This is a genomic window from Aeromonas sp. BIGb0405 (genome assembly GCF_024807335.1).
GTDB lineage: Bacteria > Pseudomonadota > Gammaproteobacteria > Enterobacterales > Aeromonadaceae > Aeromonas > Aeromonas rivuli.
In genome coordinates this window covers 893,052-910,351 of the sequence record NZ_JANUEP010000001.1, presented here as the reverse complement: position 1 = coordinate 910,351, position 17,300 = coordinate 893,052, and the positions used below count along the sequence as shown (strand labels likewise).

Here is a 17,300-nt window from a genome sequence, read left to right as displayed (position 1 = left end):
TCATGCCGCCTCTGACTTCTCGCGGATAAGCTTGTCGACCACGCCCGGATCCGCCAGGGTGGAGATATCTCCCAGGCTGTCGGTCTCGCCGGTGGCTATCTTGCGCAAGATACGACGCATGATCTTGCCGGAGCGGGTCTTGGGCAGCCCCTCGGCCCAGTGGATCACGTCCGGCGTGGCGATGGCGCCTATCTCCTTGCGCACCCAATCCTTCACTTCCTTAAGCAGCTCGCGGCTCGGCTCCTCTCCGGCGATCAGGGTGACATAGGCGTAGATGCCCTGACCCTTGATCTCGTGGGGCACCCCCACCACGGCCGCTTCGGCAATCTTGGGATGGGCGACCAGGGCCGACTCTATCTCGGCGGTGCCCATGCGGTGGCCGGAGACGTTCAGTACATCATCGACCCGACCCGTGATCCAGTAGTAGCCATCCTCGTCGCGACGAGCGCCGTCGCCGGTGAAGTAGCGACCGGGGAAGGTGGAGAAGTAGGTCTGCTCGAAACGCTCATGGTCGCCGAACACGGTACGCATCTGACCCGGCCAGGAGTCGGTGATCACCAGGTTGCCCTCGGTGGCGCCCTCCAGTGGCTCGCCCAGGTTGTCTACCAGTGCCGGTTGTACCCCGAAGAAGGGACGGGTGGCCGAGCCAGGTTTGAGGTCGGTGACGCCGGGCAGGGGGCTGATCAGGATGCCGCCAGTCTCGGTCTGCCACCAGGTGTCGACGATGGGGCAGCGCTCATCGCCTATGGTGCGGTAGTACCACTCCCAGGCTTCCGGGTTGATGGGCTCGCCCACGGACCCCATGATGCGCAGACTGGCACGAGAGGTGCCTTCGATGGCATCTTTACCTTTGGCCATCAGGGCACGGATGGCGGTCGGTGCCGTATAGAGGATGCTGACCTGGTGCTTGTCCACTACCTGGCTCATGCGGTTGGTGGCCGGGTAGTTGGGCACCCCTTCGAACATGAGGGTGGTGGCACCGTTGGCGAGCGGCCCATAGACCAGATAGGAGTGGCCTGTCACCCAGCCCACGTCGGCGGTACACCAGTAGATGTCCTCTTCGTGGTAGTCGAACACGTACTTGAAGGTGAGCGCCGCATAGACCAGATAGCCGCCGGTGGTGTGCAGCACCCCCTTGGGTTTGCCGGTGGAGCCCGAGGTGTAGAGCACGAACAGCGGGTCCTCGGCGTTCATCGCCTCGGGCGGGCAGTCGCTGCTTGCCGTGGCCATGGCCTCGTGCCACCAGAGATCCCGTGCGCCGTGCCAGGCAACCTGACCGCCGGTGCGCTTGAGCACTATCACTTTCTCGATGCGGGTTTCGGGGTTGGCGAGGGCGTCGTCGACGTTCTTCTTGAGGGGCACGGCACGGCCGCCGCGCAGCCCCTCATCGGCGGTGATGACGATGGAGGAGCCGGAGTCGATGATGCGGCCGGCCAGGGCTTCGGGGGAGAAGCCGCCGAAGACGATGGAGTGAACGGCGCCGATGCGGGTACAGGCCAGCATGGCCACGGCGGCTTCCGGCACCATGGGCATGTAGAGACAGACCACATCGCCGCGTTTGACCCCTTGGGCTTTGAGCACGTTGGCAAACTTGCACACTTCACCGTGCAGCTCGCGGTAGGTCAGCTTGCGATCCTCGGCCGGGTTGTCCCCTTCCCAGATGATGGCGACCTTGTCGCCACGCTCGTGGAGATGACGGTCGAGGCAGTTGGCGGAGACGTTGAGCTGGCCATCTTCGAACCATTTGATGGAGACGTGGCCGGGATCGTAGGAGCTGTTCTTGACCTTGGTATAGGGCTTCATCCAGTCGATGATCTTGCCTTGCTCTCCCCAGAAGGCATCGGGATCCTGTACCGAGGCCCGATACATGGCCTCATAGCCGGCCTTGTCCAGCAGGGCGTCCTGGCTGATGTGGGATTTGACCGGGTAGACCTTGTGCTCGCTCATTGTTCACTCCTTTGAATACATCTTCTTAATGATTACATAACAACTTATACCTTTGCCGGGGGAGGGCAATTAGACTTTTGGATAGCCGTGCGCTAGCGCCCACTTAGTGTTTCAAACGGCGTATTTTGCCGGTTCAAGGTTTGGGTGAGGGCTGGCGGCGGGGGCGTGTCGGTATGCTGGGGGGCTGGCGAAGAGAGTGCCAAAGAGAGTGCTGAAGAGAGTGCCGAAGTGGCCATTCTCAGGGGACCTTGGTTGGCGCGGGGCAAGGCAGGCCGGTGCGGGTTAGCCCTTCTGACGGCCGAAGGCCTGAAGACCGCGCACCAGCACCAGCAAGCTGAGGATGTGGAAGGGCAGCGCCAGTGCCCACAGCTGCCACCAGTTGGGTTCCCCCGCATAGCAGTTGATGAAGGCCACCCAGGCGACCAGCAGGGTCAGCATGCCTGCGAGCTGAAAGCGGCGGCGCAGCACCACTTCTACCCCCAGATTGGCGAGATAGAGCGTCAGCAGCACACCGCCAAACCCGGTGAGCTGGGCGCTGCCATAGAGGTCACGGTTGCTGTCAAACAGCAACCTGATAAGGGGAGTCAGGCCCTGCTCGCTCGGGATCAGGGCGAGTAGCCAGCAGGCGATGAGCAACAGGGCCGTCTTCATGACTCAGGACTCCTGGCCCTGAACCAGGCTGAGGTAATTGGCATCCATCACCAGGAAGACCCCGAGCAGGCGGGCGCAGGCGCCATAGAAGCCGAAGGCATCTTTGGCGCGGCACCCCTGTTCGAAGCGTTCGAACCAGCCGAGCAGGTGGTCATGCAGCAGTGCAGCCTGTTCGGCGAGCCAACGGCTGCGCTCATCGGCGTTGGTGGCTTCGGCGGCGCGAATGATGAGGTTGCCCATCAGATCCAGTTCGATGGCCAGGTGATCTTCCGGCTCCTTGTACTTGTCGCTGACGCTGATGCCAAGCCGGGTGAGGCGCGCCTGCATCAGGGTCATGGGCGCCTGCATCAACAAGCCCCCTTCGCCGCGATAGAGGGATTCATAAGGCGGCACCCCTTGCTTGGGGTCACTGAGGAACAGGCCGGCGAAATCGGCGGCCAGCTCCAGCTGGCGATCGGGGCGCACCAGCAGACGGGCGATGGCGTCGTTGAGCTCGGTCACGGCGTCACGCATGGGATCCAGGGTCGAGAGACTCTTCAAGAAGCTGCGCACGTCGTAGCTATCGTATTCGGCGATCTGCTCATCAGACAGTTCGGCGGCAAACAGGGTGGCAAACCACCAGTAGAGTTCGGCCCTGCGTTCGCTTGTGGCCAGAAATTCCTGCATTTTTCCTCCGTTGATGACAATCGGGAGCCATGATGGCCCCCGATTCTAACGACTTTGATAATAAAGGAAACCGTGGTTTCCCTTTTGTCCGGGCTAGCCTCGTTGGCTCGCCGCCCGAGCCGGGAACATGGGGTCTATGCCCGCTGCCGTGTCGGGCGCGCCAAAGGCGGTGATGGCCGGGATGGCGCCTTCGAACTTCTCGACGTCCACCAGGGCGGTGTGCGCCGTGGTGGCCTGGGAGAGGCGAGAAGCGCCGATATCGGCAGTCAACACGTTCGGGTCGCCATAGGTGCACAGGGTGCCCACCTTGCCCCCCTCCTGGGGGCCATACCAGGCACCTTCGTGGATGCGCACCACCCCGGGGGCGTAGTCCTCGCTCACCACCAGTCCCGCCAGCACCTGACCACGGGCGTTGAAGGCGCGCACCAGATCGCCATCCTTGAGACCGCGTGCCTTGGCATCTTGCGGGCTCATGTAGAGTGGCTCCCGCCCCTGCACCGCGTAGCTGGCGCGGAAGTGGTCCGAGGAGCAGAGCTGGCTGTGCAGCCGCTTGTCCGGGTGACAAGATTGCAGATGCAGCGGATAGCGCTGGCTGCCAGAACCACCGTGGGAGCGCTCATAGGGTTCAATCCAGACCGGATGGCCGGGGCAATCGGCGTAACCGAAGTCGGCGATGGTCTTGGAATAGATCTCGATGAGGCCGGATGGCGTGCCGAGCGGCTCCAGATCTGGCTCCTGACGGAACGCCGCGTGGCGCACCCAGGGCTCACCCGCAGGCAGACTGACGAAGCCCTCTCCGTGCCAGAACTGGCTGAAGCGAGGCAAACGAATACCGATGCCGCGACCCTGCAGGCGGGCGTCGTCATAGATGCTCTGGATCCACTCCAGCTTGCTCTTGCCGCCGGTGAACTCGGCCTCGCGCCCGAAGCGGCGGCAGAGATCGGCGAAGATATCGTAGTCGTCGCGGGCTTCGAACAGCGGATCCACAATCTTGTGCATCGCCAGGATGCCGGCATTGGCATGGGAACCCCACTGCTCGATGTCATCGCGCTCGTAGGTGGTGGTGGCGGGCAGCACTATGTCGGCGAAGCGGCAGCTGGCGGTCCACTGGTGATCGATGCTGACCACGGTCTCCAGCTTGCGCCAGGCCGCGATCATCTTGTTGCGATCCTGCTGGTGATGGAAGGGGTTGTTGCCGCAGAACACCGCCATCTTCATTTCCGGGTAGGTGATGGTCTGGCCGTTGAAGTCGATGGTCTGCCCCGGATTGAGGATGCAGTCCACGAAGCGCGCCACCGGGATGTACTTGGAGTACCCCTTGAAGTCGCCGTCATGGATCGGCTTGGTGCCGGGGATGACGGAGCTGAAGCCGGACATGATGGGGCCGGTCGAGGTGATGGTACCGGCACCGTTGTAGTGCCAGCCAAAGCCAAATCCCCCCCCGGGCAGGCCAATCTGGCCCAGCATGGCGGCCAGTACCACCAGCATCCAGGCGTACTGTTCGCCGTGGTGCATGCGCTGCACACACCAGCCACCGATGAGCTGGGTTCGTCCGCCTGCGAGGGTGCGGGCCAGCTCGCGGATGGTGTCGGCGGAGATGCCGCAGAGGGGGGCGGCCCAGTCGGCGTCCTTGGCTTGACCGTCCTGCTCCCCCAGCAAGTAAGGCAGAAACTTGTCGTAGCCGGTGGTGTACTCCTTGAGGAACTTGGCATCGTGCAGACCCTCGCTGTGCAGGGTGTGCGCCAGGGCCAGCATCAAGGGGAGATCCGTCTGGGGGTTGAGGGCGACCTGCTCGCAGCCAAGGAACTTCTGGGTCTTGGACTTGACCGGATCGACGCTGATCACCCGGATCTCGCCCCTGGCGACCTTCTCCCTGAGCTGCTCCCAATAGGCATAGACCCCGTGATCCGGCACCAGCCAACCCACCTGCAGGTTCTTGATGGGATCGGATCCCCAGATGACGATGGTCTTGCTGTGCTCCAGCACCAGGGGCCAGGAGGTCTGCTGTTCGTACACCTCCATGGCGCCCGCCACGTGGGGCAGGATCACCTGGGCGGCGCCGGTGGAGTAATCTCCGGCCTTGCTCAGATAGGTGCCGTGCAGGTTCATGGCACGCCCCAGCATGGCACCGGCGGAGTGGAACTTGCCCACCGATTGCCAGCCGGAGTGGCCGGCATAGAGGGCGCTCGGGCCATGGTTTTTCTGCACTCGTTCCAGCTCGTGATAGAAGAAGTCCAGGGCCTGGGACCAGCTGACGCGCACGAAGCGATTCTGGCCACGCTCCTGGGCATCGGAGAGGTGTCCCTTGCGCAGCCAATCGAGGCGCACCATGGGGTAGCGGACGCGGGAGGGGTTGTAGACCACCTCACGCAAGCCTTGCAACATCTCGGTCGGGTGTTTGTCATGCTCGAATGGCCGGGTCTCGACCCAGCGCCCCTCGACCACCCGGGCGCGAAACGCACCCCAGTGGGAACCTGACAGCACCAGCTTGTCCTGGGCCTCGGCGGCTTGCACCGCACGGCCCAGCAAGGAGGGGCCGACCAGGGCCGCCGCGCCACCGGCCAGCATGCCCCCCAGAAAACCACGTCGGGAAACTGTGATCATTGTGTCTGTCCTCTTTCAAATGGGGTTAGTGCTGGCCCTGACCACCGGTATCGGCGGCGTGGCTTTGCAGATATTTGAGCAGGGTGCGCTCTTCCTCTTTGCTGAGGCGGTAGTAGGCAGACATCGCCTTGAGCCCGGAGATCCAGCCATTGGCGGTGAAGTGGGCCGGATCCGGCGCCCCGTGGCAGGAGTTGCAGGTGGATTTGTACATCTCGCCGGCGTAGTCCCAGATGGGTTTGAGTGAGGATTCGAGCCCCTGGCCGTCGACCCAGGCACTCACCTTCACCTGCTGCCACTGGATATGGGTGGCCGGATCCGTCTGCTCGGCGAGGATCTGTTCACCGGCCTTGAGCTCGTCGCGCACCGTGGCGACGAAGACTCGCTTGCCCATGTACTCGCTCAGTACCCGACCCTTGCCGTCACGTTCGCGCCAGCCTTCGATGTTGACCCTGAGCCGATCGCCACTGCGTTCCAGCACCTCGATACGGGAGGCGGGCAGCAGGCGCCCGGCCGGCTCGCTCGCCGTCTGGCTGGCAAACAGGTCCTTCTCGCCCAGGCTGTAGAGCACCTCGGCGGCCGGTGCCGCTATGGCCTCTGCCTGCAACTTGGCGAAGCTGGCCCTGAAGCCCCCCGCCATGTTGGGCAGCTCATGGGCGATGCCCTTGTGGCACTCGATGCAGTTCATGTTCTTGGCGGCGGCATCTTTCATGGCCAGGGCCGCGGCGGGGGACTGCTTGGCGTGATCCATGTTGTCGTAGCTGTGGCAGGACTTGCAGGTCTTGGAGTTCTGGCTGCTCATCCGTGCCCAGACCCGTTCGGCCAGGTGCAGACGCCTGTCCTCGAACTTCTCCTGGGTATCGATGCTGTGGCCGATGAACTGCTGATAGAGATCGTTGGCCGCCTCCATCTTGCGTACCACCTTGCCGACGAAGTCTTTGGGCTGATGGCAATCGGTGCAGATGGCCTGCACCCCTGAGGCGTTCTTGAAGTGCACCGACTCCTTGTACTCGGGGTAGACGGTGCTCTCCATGGTGTGACAGGAGACACAAAACTCGAGGCTGCTGGTCTTCTCGAAGCCGTAATGCAGACCCACCGAGCCCGCCAGGGTCACGCCGACGCCGACCAGTACCAGGGCCAGTACCGACCAGCGTCGACTGGGAGTGCGCAGCCATTGCCACAGTTTTTTCATGAGTGTTTGCTCTTATGACTCTTTTGATGGGCTCATGATAGGGAGATGCTGTGAACAGGGTTGGCGGGGGAAATGAATGAAATAGGGGTATTTATGACAAAATATGAATAGAATAATGACCCTGTTACTGCTGTGGAATCTACCGATGCGCCCTCATATCCTGGTTGTTGAAGACGATGCCGTGACCCGCGAGAAGCTGGTCGGCTATTTCGAGCGTGAGGGCTATCGGGTGAGCGCGGCGGGTGACGGCAAGGAGATGCGGGCCCTGATGGCGCGTGATAGCGTCTCCCTGGTGATGCTCGACATCAACCTGCCCGGTGAGGATGGCCTGCTGCTGACCCGTGAGCTCAGGGCCCAGAGTACGGTTGGCATCATCTTGGTGACGGGACGCAGTGATGCGGTGGACAGGATCGTCGGCCTGGAGATGGGGGCCGATGACTATGTCACCAAGCCGTTCGAGTTGCGCGAGCTGCTGGTGCGGGTCAAAAACTTGCTGTGGCGCATCGCCCTGATGGGCAGCCAGACTCAGGCCGAGGAGAGCGATGATGCGGTGCGTTTTGGCCCCTGGCGCTTCGACATTCCCCGCCGCCAGCTCAGCAAGGATGGCATTGCCGTGCGCCTGACCAAGGCGGAATATGAGCTGCTGGTGGCCTTCGTGGCTCACCCTGGCCGGGTGCTGAGTCGGGAGCGGATCCTCTCCCTCATCAGTCACCGCGGCGACGGCCCAGGGGATCGCACCATAGACGTGCTGATCCGCCGCCTGCGCGGCAAGATGGAACAAAGTCCACAGGATCCCCAGCTGTTTGTCACAGTGCATGGCGAGGGATACCTGTTCGCCGCCGATATCCAGTCCTGAGTCATATCGTGGAGGGAGATGCCAGCGCCCAGGGGTTTGTCACGGCCCGCTGACATCGCATGCTTGCGAGGTCACACCCGCACCGGCCGCGCTACTGGGTCCTGAACAGTACCTGGCGGCAGTGAGGACAGGCGTATTGATGGCGAAAGTCGGCGAGATGTACCAGACCCTGGGCTTGCAGATGTTGGTGACCGCAGTGGTGGCAGGCTATCTGGTCATCGACCCGGGACTCGGGGTGCAGGATCAGGTACTGCTCCCGGGTTGGCAGGGCCTGCCAGCCGGCTCGGTTGGCCCGTTTGCGCCCGGCACAATAGTAGACCCAATAGAAGATGAAAAAGACCAACACTATCAGTAAAAACAGGGGGTTGTTCATGGTGATTTCCTCTTTGTGCTAAGGGGGCTGGCATAGCGCATGGGGGGCATCAGGGGGGTCAGATCTTTGACGAGCAGTTGACCTCGCTCATCGGCGCGACCCTCTTTGCGCCAGCCTTGGCGCAGATAGAAGCATTCGGCGGCGAGATGGGTCGGCACATAACGCAACCCGGCCGAGGTACTGCCTGCGGCGCGGATCCGTTGCAGCGCCTGTTCCAGCAACCAGCGTCCCAGACCGCGGCCCCGCCATTGCGGCACCAGATAAAGCAGATAGATGTATCCCCCCAGGCTGCCATCCATGCGTGCCATGGCGGGCGCCAACTCAAGCTGACCGATGGGGCTGTGATGACGCCAGAGGTGCAGCAACCCCTGGGGCTGTTCCCGTGTCAGGGTATCGAGCCAGACCCGCGTCTGCGCCTCATCAAAGCCGGCGACGCTGCCATGACTGATGCACCAGGCATCGCGGTGGCAGGCCAGAGCAAACTCGGGATAGAGGTCAAGGCAGGCAGGCTTGAGTCTGAGGCTGGTCATCTGCTTCTCCTACCGTGTCACAGGTTGAACAGACAAAAAGGTTCATATGGAGATCGTGCAGCCATCATATGAGGGGCTTGCCCGAGGAACCATGACGAGGGTCAGGTTTCGCGACAAAGAAGTGACAATCGAATCCTGGTACAGCTCCGGTTCAGTATCGGTGTCTAAAAAGACCCCATGAACGGCCTGTCCGGCAGCTTGTCGTCTGTCAGCCCTCGCTCTTGGCCCTCTGCAGATGAGTGACGCGTCGCTGCGCCTGAGCTAGTGCCCGGTGGAGTGGTTGCTGGGTTCGACCCGATAGACGGGGCGAAAATTGGGATCAGACAGGGTGCGGCTGTCTGTCATCATGGCACTGCTCAGGGTGAGGATAGGGGGGCCCATATGGCGAGGGCATTGCTGCTCATCGGCCTGGGGGGATTGCAGCAGACAGACGGCCTGGGCAACGGCCAGACGGCCTTGCTCGCGCATCTGGTCGCTGTTTGCCAGGGCCAGTTTGCCGCGCAGCAGGGCGCGCTCCACCCCGTGGCTGGAATAGATGGCGAGCACCGCGGGCTGGCGGGACTGGCTGGTTGTCGCGTCATCCGGGCTGCGCCGCGTCAATTCGTTCACCGCCACCTCGGCGGCCATGGCCCCTCCCACCAGGTAATCCAGATGGGGATGCTGGGTCAGCAGTTGCTGTACCAGAGTGCGCTGGATCTCGCGGCTGTTGTCGCCGCGCAGGGTGTCGACCAGCTCGACCGCACTGCCGTCAATGGCGGCGGTGAAGCCGGGCTCGACCACCTGATTGCCGCCTCGCCCCTCGGGGCCCGGCAACAAGGCCACTCGCACCGGCGGCGTGCCAGCCGGGTGACGCTCCGCCAACCAGTGGCCGATGCGCCAGCCCATCTGATACCAGGCCACCCCCACCTGGGCGACGACCAGATCCGATGGCAGGGCATTGACCAGCCCGAACACCGGCAAGGGGCTCTGGCGAATGGCGTTGGCCAGCGCCGGGCCGTCGACGGCGCCGAGCAAGATGGCATCGCTCCCCTCTCTGGCACACTCATCGAGCTGGCGAGCCTGCTCGACCTGGGCACCATAACCGCCCGCTTCATGGACCCGCAAGCCGACACCGAGCCGCCTGGCCTCTTCCACCATGCCCTGATTGACCGAGAGCCAGTAGGCATCGCGAAGGTGCGGATAGAGGGCGCATAGCACCCATGGTTGCGTGGCCCGCTCGGGCCCCGTCCAGGTGGTCACGGGGGATGCCTCCGCGGCCGTGGGCCAGCGCTGGATCTCGAAGGCCGCATGGGCGAATGCAGGGGGCAAGGTGAGCAGCAGGCTGAGGATCAGGCATCGCATGGCGGCGGCTTTTGTTAGAGTGTGAGGCCATATTATCCCGACAATCACTGTGACAACCAAGAGGCCCTGTTGTGCGAACTCTCTCCGGTCTTGGTGGCAAGCTGCTGCTCGCCTTCTCCCTGATGGCCCTGCTGACCCTGACCGCCTCCCTAGTCGGCTGGTTTGGCCTCAGTCATCTGGGCACCCTGGATCGACGTCTGCAACACACCTTGTTGACCCTGGATGGCGCCCGGGAGCTGGCCCAGGTGAGCAGCGACATACTCGCCTCCTCCCGTCTGCTCACCATGGCGGCCAACGAGGCGGAGCGTACCCACCAGGGCCGATTGCTGACCCTGCAGGGCCAGCAGCTCCAGCGCCTGCTGGGTCAGCTTGGGGAGGGGCGCGAGCAGGATCCAGACTGGCAGTCTCTCGATCAGTTGGGCCTAGCCATTCTCGGCAATGTGGGGCAGCAGGGGCGGCTGGTGGGTGAGCGGTTGGCGTTGCAGGGGCAGGGGGAGCCACTGCGCGCCGAACTGGTGGCGGCCGCTGGCCGAGTCGCCGAGCTGGCGCGCAGCCAGATGGAGAATGCCCAGACGGTGACGGTGGCCAACATCGGCGGCCTCTATCGTCTGCAGGGGGAAGCCGCTCGCTCGGCGCTCGATACCCTGCTCGAACAGGATCTCGACTGGCTCGAGCAGATGACGGAGCTGCGCCACCGTACCCTGATGCAGCAGCAGCGGATCGAGGAGCTGTGGCGCGCCGAGCGTGGTGAGCGCCTCGACAGCTTGATGAGCGATTATGCACAGGACTTGGCGGTGATCCGGCTCAGGGCAGGGGCCGTGGCCGATCCGGGGCGCAGTCAGAAGGTGAGGGAGGCACTGAGTCAATTGGCGCAAGGGGAGCGACTCGCCCAGACACGCCGCCAATGGCTGGGGGTGGGTCAGGCCCTGGTCGCGCTCTCGGCCAGCAATCAGGTATTGATGGAGCGACTCAATCGCAACGTGGCCGAGCGGGTCAAGGGGGCACGCAGCTCCCTCGAGCAGAGCCAGCAGCAGCTTAGTGAGCGACTGACCCAGACCAGACATGCACTGGGGGTGATCGGCGTCCTGACCTTGCTGTCGCTCGGGCTGCTGATGTGGCGCTTCGTCTATGGCCGCATTGTCTGGCCGTTGCAGCGCACCACCCGCAGCCTCAGCGCCCTGGCCCAGGGGGATCTGGGTCAGCCCCTCGTCCCTGTCAGCGGGCGGGATGAACTGGCGCGGCTTGCTCAGGCCCTTGGGGTTTTTCGCGACAACGCCATCGAGCTGCGCCGTTATCAGCAAGCGCTCGAATCCCGGGTCGCGGAGCGCACCGATCAGCTCAGCCTGGCCAATGTGCGTCTCAACGAAGAGGTGGCCAAGCAGGCTCAGGCCAGGGCTGAGGCGGAGCAGGCCAACCGCGCCAAATCCATCTTCCTCGCCACCATGAGCCACGAAATTCGCACCCCCATGAACGGCATACTCGGTGGACTCAGCCTGCTGGAGGAGACAGGACTGAGTCCGGGCCAGCAGCGCTATCTGGCCGCCATCAGCCAGAGCGGCGAGTCCCTGCTCGAGATCCTCAATGACATACTCGACTACTCCAAGATAGAGGCGGGTCACCTGGAGGCCAGGCGGGCGCCCTTCGATCTCCATGGGCTTGCCGATGAGCTGTTGGCGCTGTTTCGCCCAAGAGCCGAGGCCAAGGGGCTGCTATTGAGCCTGTCAGTGGCCCCCGAGCTGCCACGCGCCGTGGAGGGGGATGGCGGCAAGCTGCGCCAGGTACTGGCCAATCTGCTCGGCAATGGCATCAAGTTCACCCGCAGCGGCGAGGTGCGGCTGAGCCTCTCCTCTCTGGGCTGCCATGGGCCCTGCCCCCAGCCCTGCATCCTGTTCACGGTGAGCGATAGCGGGCCCGGCATACCGGCGAGCGAGCAGGAGCGGGTATTCGAGGCATTTCGCCAACGCCGTCGGGATGCGGGTCATCAGGGCGGGACCGGGCTGGGGTTGGCCATCAGCCGCCGCCTGGTCGGCGCCATGGGGGGGGAGCTGCAACTCGCCAGCGAGCCGGGTCAGGGTTGCCGCTTCTCCTTCAGTCTGGCGCTGCAACCCACCGCCTTGTTGCGACCGCGCCAGCAGGCCCGCATCAACCTCAACGAGCCGCGGGACATCCTGCTGGTGGAGGATAACGAGATCAATCGGCTGGTGGCCGAGGGGATGCTGCTGCGCCTCGGTCATCGGGTGGTGATGGCCGAGGATGGCCGCACCGCCCTGGCCGCCATCACGGCGCGCCCCTTCGATCTGGCCCTGCTCGACATCAATCTGCCAGACATGGATGGCATCAGCCTGCGCGAGGATCTCGCCGCCATCAGCGAGGAGGAGCATGGTCAACCCCTGCCCGCCATCGCCATCTCGGCCCAGATGTACCCGGAAGATATACAGCACTGCCTGGGGAGCGGCTTTGCCGGGTTCGTCGGCAAGCCGGTACGGCTGGCTGAGCTGGCAGACAGCATCGCCGGGATCTTCATCCCACCGATGAACCCACATGCCTTGCAGTCCGCCCTGCCTGTTGCCGATGGCCAGGCAAGGGAGGAGGAGGTGGCGCCTCCTCATGTCGGGTATTCGCGGCATGCCGGGCCCTGGGAGGCAGATCCTGCCGAGCTTGCCGCCGTGGGAGCCATATTGGATGAGGATCTCCGCCAACTGGGCAGCAAGCGCATCGCGACCATGCTGAGGTTGTTCGAGCAGCAGGGAGAGGGGTTGGTGAGCGAGCTGCTGGTGACGGCCCCCGGCGAGGCGCGTCGTCGGCTCGCCCACAAGCTCAGGGGCAGCGCCGCCAGTCTGGGGCTGAACGCCTTGGCCGCCCTCTGCGAGCAGCTGGAGGCGGGGCAGGGGGATCCCGAGGCGCTGGCACGCCAGTGGCCTCAGGCGTTGGCCGCCCTGGCGCTGTGGCGACGGGCCCAGGGATGGGTTGAGGAGTCAGGGAGCCGGTGAGGCTATGGTGCGGACGGTCGCGGTCAGGCTGGGGGGCTCCGGGCCAAGGTGGCGCAGGATCTGGCCTGCCTCGGCGATGTGGTGGCGCTGCCCATCGCCCCCCTGCTGCTCTGCCGGCTGCGCGAATGCCCGCTCTCCTCCCTGACTCAGGCTTGCTGCAATAGCCTGGCAATCCCGCCCACCGTTGACTCTCCTGGTGTCGCCCTGGCTGGCCGAGTCCTGATGATGCCGCCGCTGCCGAGGCCATGTTGCATCTGGCAGGGATAGGGCCTGGCACTCAGCCCGAGCCCCCATTCGGGGAGTGGTGACACTCACTTATGGTTTTTTTTACATATATTCAACATTTTTTTGGGTGGTCGGACTGTCCCTTTGATGTCGCTGCGGTTACAATGCGCGGGCCCCATATCGCCCACGCGCAAACGATTTTCAGGAGATAAACGGATGTTGAAACGTGACATGACCATCGCAGGCTATGACCCTCAGCTGTGGCAGGCCATCACAGACGAAACCCGTCGTCAGGAAGAGCATATCGAACTGATCGCGTCTGAGAACTACACCAGCCCCCGGGTCATGGAAGCCCAGGGCTCCCAGTTGACCAACAAGTACGCCGAAGGCTATCCGGCCAAGCGCTACTACGGTGGTTGCGAGTACGTCGACGTGGTCGAAACCCTGGCCATCGAACGTGCCAAGGAGCTGTTTGGTGCCACTTACGCCAACGTGCAGCCGCACTCCGGCTCCCAGGCCAACAGCGCCGTCTATATGGCGCTGCTGCAGCCGGGCGATACCGTACTGGGCATGAACCTGGCCCACGGCGGTCACCTGACTCATGGCTCCCCGGTCAACTTCTCCGGCAAGCTGTACAACATCATCCCTTACGGCATCGATGAGTCCGGCAAGATTGACTATGACGAGATGGAGCGCCTGGCCGTTGAGCACAAGCCGAAGATGATGATCGGTGGCTTCTCCGCCTACTCCGGCGTGGTTGACTGGGCGCGTATGCGCGAGATCGCCGACAAGATTGGTGCCTGGCTGTTCGTCGACATGGCCCACGTGGCGGGTCTGATCGCCGCTGGCGTCTACCCGAACCCGGTGCCCCATGCTCACATCGTCACCTCCACCACCCACAAGACCCTGGCCGGTCCCCGTGGTGGTCTGATCCTCTCCGCCGCCGATGACGAAGATCTCTACAAGAAGCTGAACTCCGCCGTCTTCCCTGGCGGCCAGGGCGGCCCGCTGATGCACGTCATCGCCGGCAAGGCCGTGGCCTTCAAAGAGGCGCTGGAGCCCGAGTTCAAGACCTACCAGGCTCAGGTTGTCAAGAACGCCAAAGCCATGGCGGCGACCTTCATCGAGCGCGGCTACAAGATCGTCTCCGGCGGTACCGACAACCATCTGATGCTGGTGGACTTGATTGGCCGTGAGCTGACTGGCAAAGAGGCCGATGCGGCCCTTGGTAAAGCCAACATCACCGTCAACAAGAACTCGGTGCCCAATGATCCGCGTTCCCCCTTCGTCACCTCGGGTGTGCGGATCGGTACCCCGGCCATTACCCGCCGTGGTTTCAAGGAAGCCGAGTCCATCGAGCTGACCCACTGGATCTGTGACGTGCTGGACAATCACGACAACGACGAAGTGCTGGCGACAGTGCGCGAGAAAGTGCTGGCCATCTGCGCGCGTCTGCCGGTTTATGCCTGATACGCCAGATATCTTGGTTTGATAACAATGCCACCCTCGGGTGGCATTGTTTTTTGCATTCCGGCCCCGCCATGGGCACCATGCTTGTGCAACCAAGCGAGGAGGCTGCATGCCCAAAGAGACCACCATCACCGACGAGGAAGCGATCCTGTCCATCCGCGCCCAGTACCACTTTCGCCCCGCGCCCGAGGGGCTGCTCGCCTGGGATGTGCGCAGGCTGGTGAGGCTCAGCCGTGCGCTGCCAGTGCGCGCGGTGCCGCTTGCGCAGATTGCTGAGCTGGACAGCGTGCACTGGTACGGGCATGGCAGCGTGCAGCCCACGGTGCGCAGCATCGTCGAGCACTGCCAGCTGATGCTGGCCGCGGATCTCGCCTATCCCATCATCCTGGACAGCGCGGGCCGGGTCATGGATGGCATGCACAGGGTGAGCAAGGCGCTGATGCAGGGGGCGACCCACATCGATGCGGTGCAGTTCGGGCAAGATCCGGTGCCCGACTATGTGGATTGCGATCCCGATACCTTGCCCTATGACGACTGAATTGGCGTCATTTAAGCCCCAGTGACACCTGCGGGTGGCATTGTTTTTTCTGGGCTTTTACCGGTTTTGGGTGGCCGTGTTACACTGGCCGGCCACGATCCTGACCCCGCGGGGCAGGTGCCTTTTCCGTTAACGCCGGAGGTCCGATGCATTGCCCTTTCTGTAGTGCCGTTGATACCAAGGTGATCGATTCCCGGTTGGTGGCAGAAGGCCATCAGGTGCGCCGCCGCCGTGAGTGTCTGCTCTGTCATGAGCGTTTCACTACCTTCGAGATGGCCGAGCTGGTGATGCCGCGAGTCATCAAGTCCAATGGCTCGCGCGAGCCCTTCAACGAGGACAAGCTGCGTGCCGGCATACTGCGGGCCCTGGAGAAGCGACCGGTGAGCATGGAGGCCATCGAAAAAGGGGTCAACCACATCAAGTCGCGGCTGCGCGCCACCGGCGAGCGGGAAGTCCCCTCCAAGATGGTGGGCAACCTGGTGATGGACGAGCTCAAGAGCCTCGACAAGGTCGCCTATATCCGCTTTGCCTCCGTCTATCGCAGCTTTGAAGACATTCGTGAATTTGGCGAAGAGATCGCCAAGCTGGAGAAGTAGCCTGGAACAAGGCTCGACATGCGACAGACGAGATTTTCTTCGTCAGTCACCGCTTTGAAGACATTCGTCTTTTTATGTAAATAATGCGGCGAAGAGATCGCCAAGCTGGAGAGGTAAGTCTTTCTGCTAACCCATGTTGCCGCGTCCGATTACGCTGCGCTAATCGAACCTACGATACTGCGCAAAGCCGGGATGTTTTGTCAGAGGAGCCCAGATGTTTAGTCAAGATGATTACCAATGGATGAGTCGGGCCCTCGAACTGGCTCGCCGTGGCCGCTATACCACGGCCCCCAACCCCTGCGTCGGCTGCGTGCTGGTCAAGGATGGCGTCGTGGTCGGCGAGGGCTGGCACCAGCGTGCCGGCCAGCCTCATGCCGAGGTCTATGCCCTCCATGGCGCAGGTGAAGTCGCCCGTGGCGCGACTGCCTACGTGACCCTGGAGCCCTGCTCCCATCATGGCCGCACGCCGCCCTGCGCCGAGGCCTTGATTGAGGCGGGGGTGGCCCGGGTGGTGGCCGCCATGGTCGATCCCAATCCCCAGGTCGGCGGGCGTGGTCTGCGCATGCTCTCCGAGGCCGGCATCAAGACCGACTTCGGTCTGCTCAGCGCCGAGGCCGAAGCCCTCAACCCCGGTTTCTTCAAACGGATGCGCACTGGTTTCCCGCAGGTCACCGTCAAGCTCGGTGCCAGCCTGGATGGGCGCACCGCCATGAAGAGTGGCGAGAGCCAGTGGATCACCGGTCCCCTGGCCCGTGCCGACGTACAGCGGCTGCGGGCGCGTCACGATGCCGTGCTCTCCAGTGCCGAGACGGTGCTGGCCGACGGCGCGTCCCTCAACGTGCGCTGGGACGAGTTGCCAGCCTCGGTCAAGCTTGCCTATCCCAAGGAGAGCCTGCGCCAGCCCTTGCGGGTGGTGATTGACTCCCAAAACCGCATCACGCCGGACTTGCCGCTCTTTGCAAGCCCGGGTCCCGTGCTGCTGGCGAGGCTGCAAAGTGAAGGGGAGTGGCCAGAGACGGTGCAGCAGCTCACCCTGCCCAAGCTGGATGGGCGGGTCGATCTGGTCAGTCTGTTCATGTTGCTGGCCAAACAGGGGATCAACTCTGTGCTGGTCGAGGCGGGGCCGCGCCTGTGTGGTGCCCTGCTTGAGAAGGGGCTGGTGGACGAGCTGGTGCTCTATCAGGCGCCTAAATTGCTGGGTGACGAGGGCAGAGGCATGTTCCAGTTGCCGGGCCTGGATCGTCTGTTCCAGGCACCCAAACTGACCCTGAAAGATGTGCGACTGGTCGGTCAGGACGTCAGGATCACGGCCAAGCTAGCTTGA

At 63.4% G+C, this 17,300-nt stretch carries 15 protein-coding genes; 7 read left to right on the top strand and 8 right to left on the bottom strand.

Features of this window, described 5'->3' with window-relative positions; translation table 11 throughout:
- From acs to torC, 5 genes are all read right to left on the bottom strand, one after another.
- Positions 1 to 1,947 carry an acetate--CoA ligase gene (gene acs / locus M2366_RS04240; RefSeq protein WP_259269035.1) on the bottom strand — a complete coding sequence of 649 codons (1,947 nt, stop codon included), beginning with the start codon at positions 1,945 to 1,947 and terminating at the stop codon, positions 1 to 3.
- A gap of 282 nt (positions 1,948 to 2,229) precedes the next feature.
- Entirely contained in the window at positions 2,230 to 2,598 is a 369-nt protein-coding gene (locus tag M2366_RS04235) for a hypothetical protein (RefSeq protein ID WP_224432292.1), read from the bottom strand.
- A gap of 3 nt (positions 2,599 to 2,601) precedes the next feature.
- Positions 2,602 to 3,264: a molecular chaperone TorD gene (gene torD / locus M2366_RS04230; protein ID WP_259269034.1), complete on the bottom strand. Its 663-nt coding sequence runs from the start codon at positions 3,262 to 3,264 to the stop codon at positions 2,602 to 2,604.
- 93 nt (positions 3,265 to 3,357) lie between these two features.
- Complete coding sequence (torA, locus tag M2366_RS04225) at positions 3,358 to 5,868, bottom strand: trimethylamine-N-oxide reductase TorA (protein WP_259269033.1); 2,511 nt, start codon at positions 5,866 to 5,868, stop codon at positions 3,358 to 3,360.
- Positions 5,869 to 5,893: 25 nt separating this feature from the next.
- Positions 5,894 to 7,057, bottom strand: a complete 1,164-nt coding sequence (gene torC, locus M2366_RS04220; RefSeq protein WP_259236524.1) for a pentaheme c-type cytochrome TorC — start codon at positions 7,055 to 7,057, stop codon at positions 5,894 to 5,896.
- Positions 7,058 to 7,202: 145 nt separating this feature from the next.
- Between torC and torR the strand changes: the two genes are divergently transcribed.
- A complete protein-coding gene (torR, locus tag M2366_RS04215) occupies positions 7,203 to 7,913 on the top strand; it encodes a two-component system response regulator TorR (protein WP_259269108.1) in 711 nt (236 codons plus the stop codon).
- A gap of 91 nt (positions 7,914 to 8,004) precedes the next feature.
- On the opposite strand, the gene M2366_RS04210 is transcribed toward torR, so the two are convergent.
- From M2366_RS04210 to torT, 3 genes are all read right to left on the bottom strand, one after another.
- A complete protein-coding gene (locus tag M2366_RS04210; RefSeq protein ID WP_259269032.1) occupies positions 8,005 to 8,286 on the bottom strand; it encodes a phage terminase large subunit family protein in 282 nt (93 codons plus the stop codon).
- Positions 8,283 to 8,816: a GNAT family N-acetyltransferase gene (locus M2366_RS04205; protein ID WP_224432296.1), complete on the bottom strand. Its 534-nt coding sequence runs from the start codon at positions 8,814 to 8,816 to the stop codon at positions 8,283 to 8,285. Before M2366_RS04205 ends, M2366_RS04210 begins: the two co-directional genes overlap by 4 nt.
- A 261-nt stretch (positions 8,817 to 9,077) precedes the next feature.
- Positions 9,078 to 10,157 carry a TMAO reductase system periplasmic protein TorT gene (gene torT, locus M2366_RS04200; protein WP_259269031.1) on the bottom strand — a complete coding sequence of 360 codons (1,080 nt, stop codon included), beginning with the start codon at positions 10,155 to 10,157 and terminating at the stop codon, positions 9,078 to 9,080.
- Positions 10,158 to 10,228: 71 nt separating this feature from the next.
- On the opposite strand from torT, the gene torS reads away from it, so the two are divergent.
- The 6 genes from torS (at position 10,229) to ribD (ending at position 17,300) form a co-directional block, all read left to right on the top strand.
- On the top strand, positions 10,229 to 13,147 hold the full coding sequence (gene torS / locus M2366_RS04195; RefSeq protein ID WP_259269030.1) for a TMAO reductase system sensor histidine kinase/response regulator TorS: 2,919 nt from the start codon (positions 10,229 to 10,231) through the stop codon (positions 13,145 to 13,147).
- Positions 13,148 to 13,195: 48 nt separating this feature from the next.
- Positions 13,196 to 13,414 carry a hypothetical protein gene (locus tag M2366_RS04190; protein WP_259269029.1) on the top strand — a complete coding sequence of 73 codons (219 nt, stop codon included), beginning with the start codon at positions 13,196 to 13,198 and terminating at the stop codon, positions 13,412 to 13,414.
- 174 nt (positions 13,415 to 13,588) lie between these two features.
- Positions 13,589 to 14,842, top strand: coding sequence for a serine hydroxymethyltransferase (gene glyA / locus M2366_RS04185; protein WP_224432300.1), 1,254 nt, complete (start codon positions 13,589 to 13,591; stop codon positions 14,840 to 14,842).
- A 109-nt stretch (positions 14,843 to 14,951) separates the two neighbouring features.
- Positions 14,952 to 15,380 carry a hypothetical protein gene (locus tag M2366_RS04180; RefSeq protein WP_259269028.1) on the top strand — a complete coding sequence of 143 codons (429 nt, stop codon included), beginning with the start codon at positions 14,952 to 14,954 and terminating at the stop codon, positions 15,378 to 15,380.
- Between the two features lie 146 nt (positions 15,381 to 15,526).
- On the top strand, positions 15,527 to 15,976 hold the full coding sequence (nrdR, locus tag M2366_RS04175) for a transcriptional regulator NrdR (RefSeq protein WP_042041300.1): 450 nt from the start codon (positions 15,527 to 15,529) through the stop codon (positions 15,974 to 15,976).
- Between the two features lie 214 nt (positions 15,977 to 16,190).
- Positions 16,191 to 17,300 (top strand): bifunctional diaminohydroxyphosphoribosylaminopyrimidine deaminase/5-amino-6-(5-phosphoribosylamino)uracil reductase RibD, encoded by a 1,110-nt coding sequence (gene ribD / locus M2366_RS04170; protein WP_259269027.1) that lies wholly within the window; start codon positions 16,191 to 16,193, stop codon positions 17,298 to 17,300.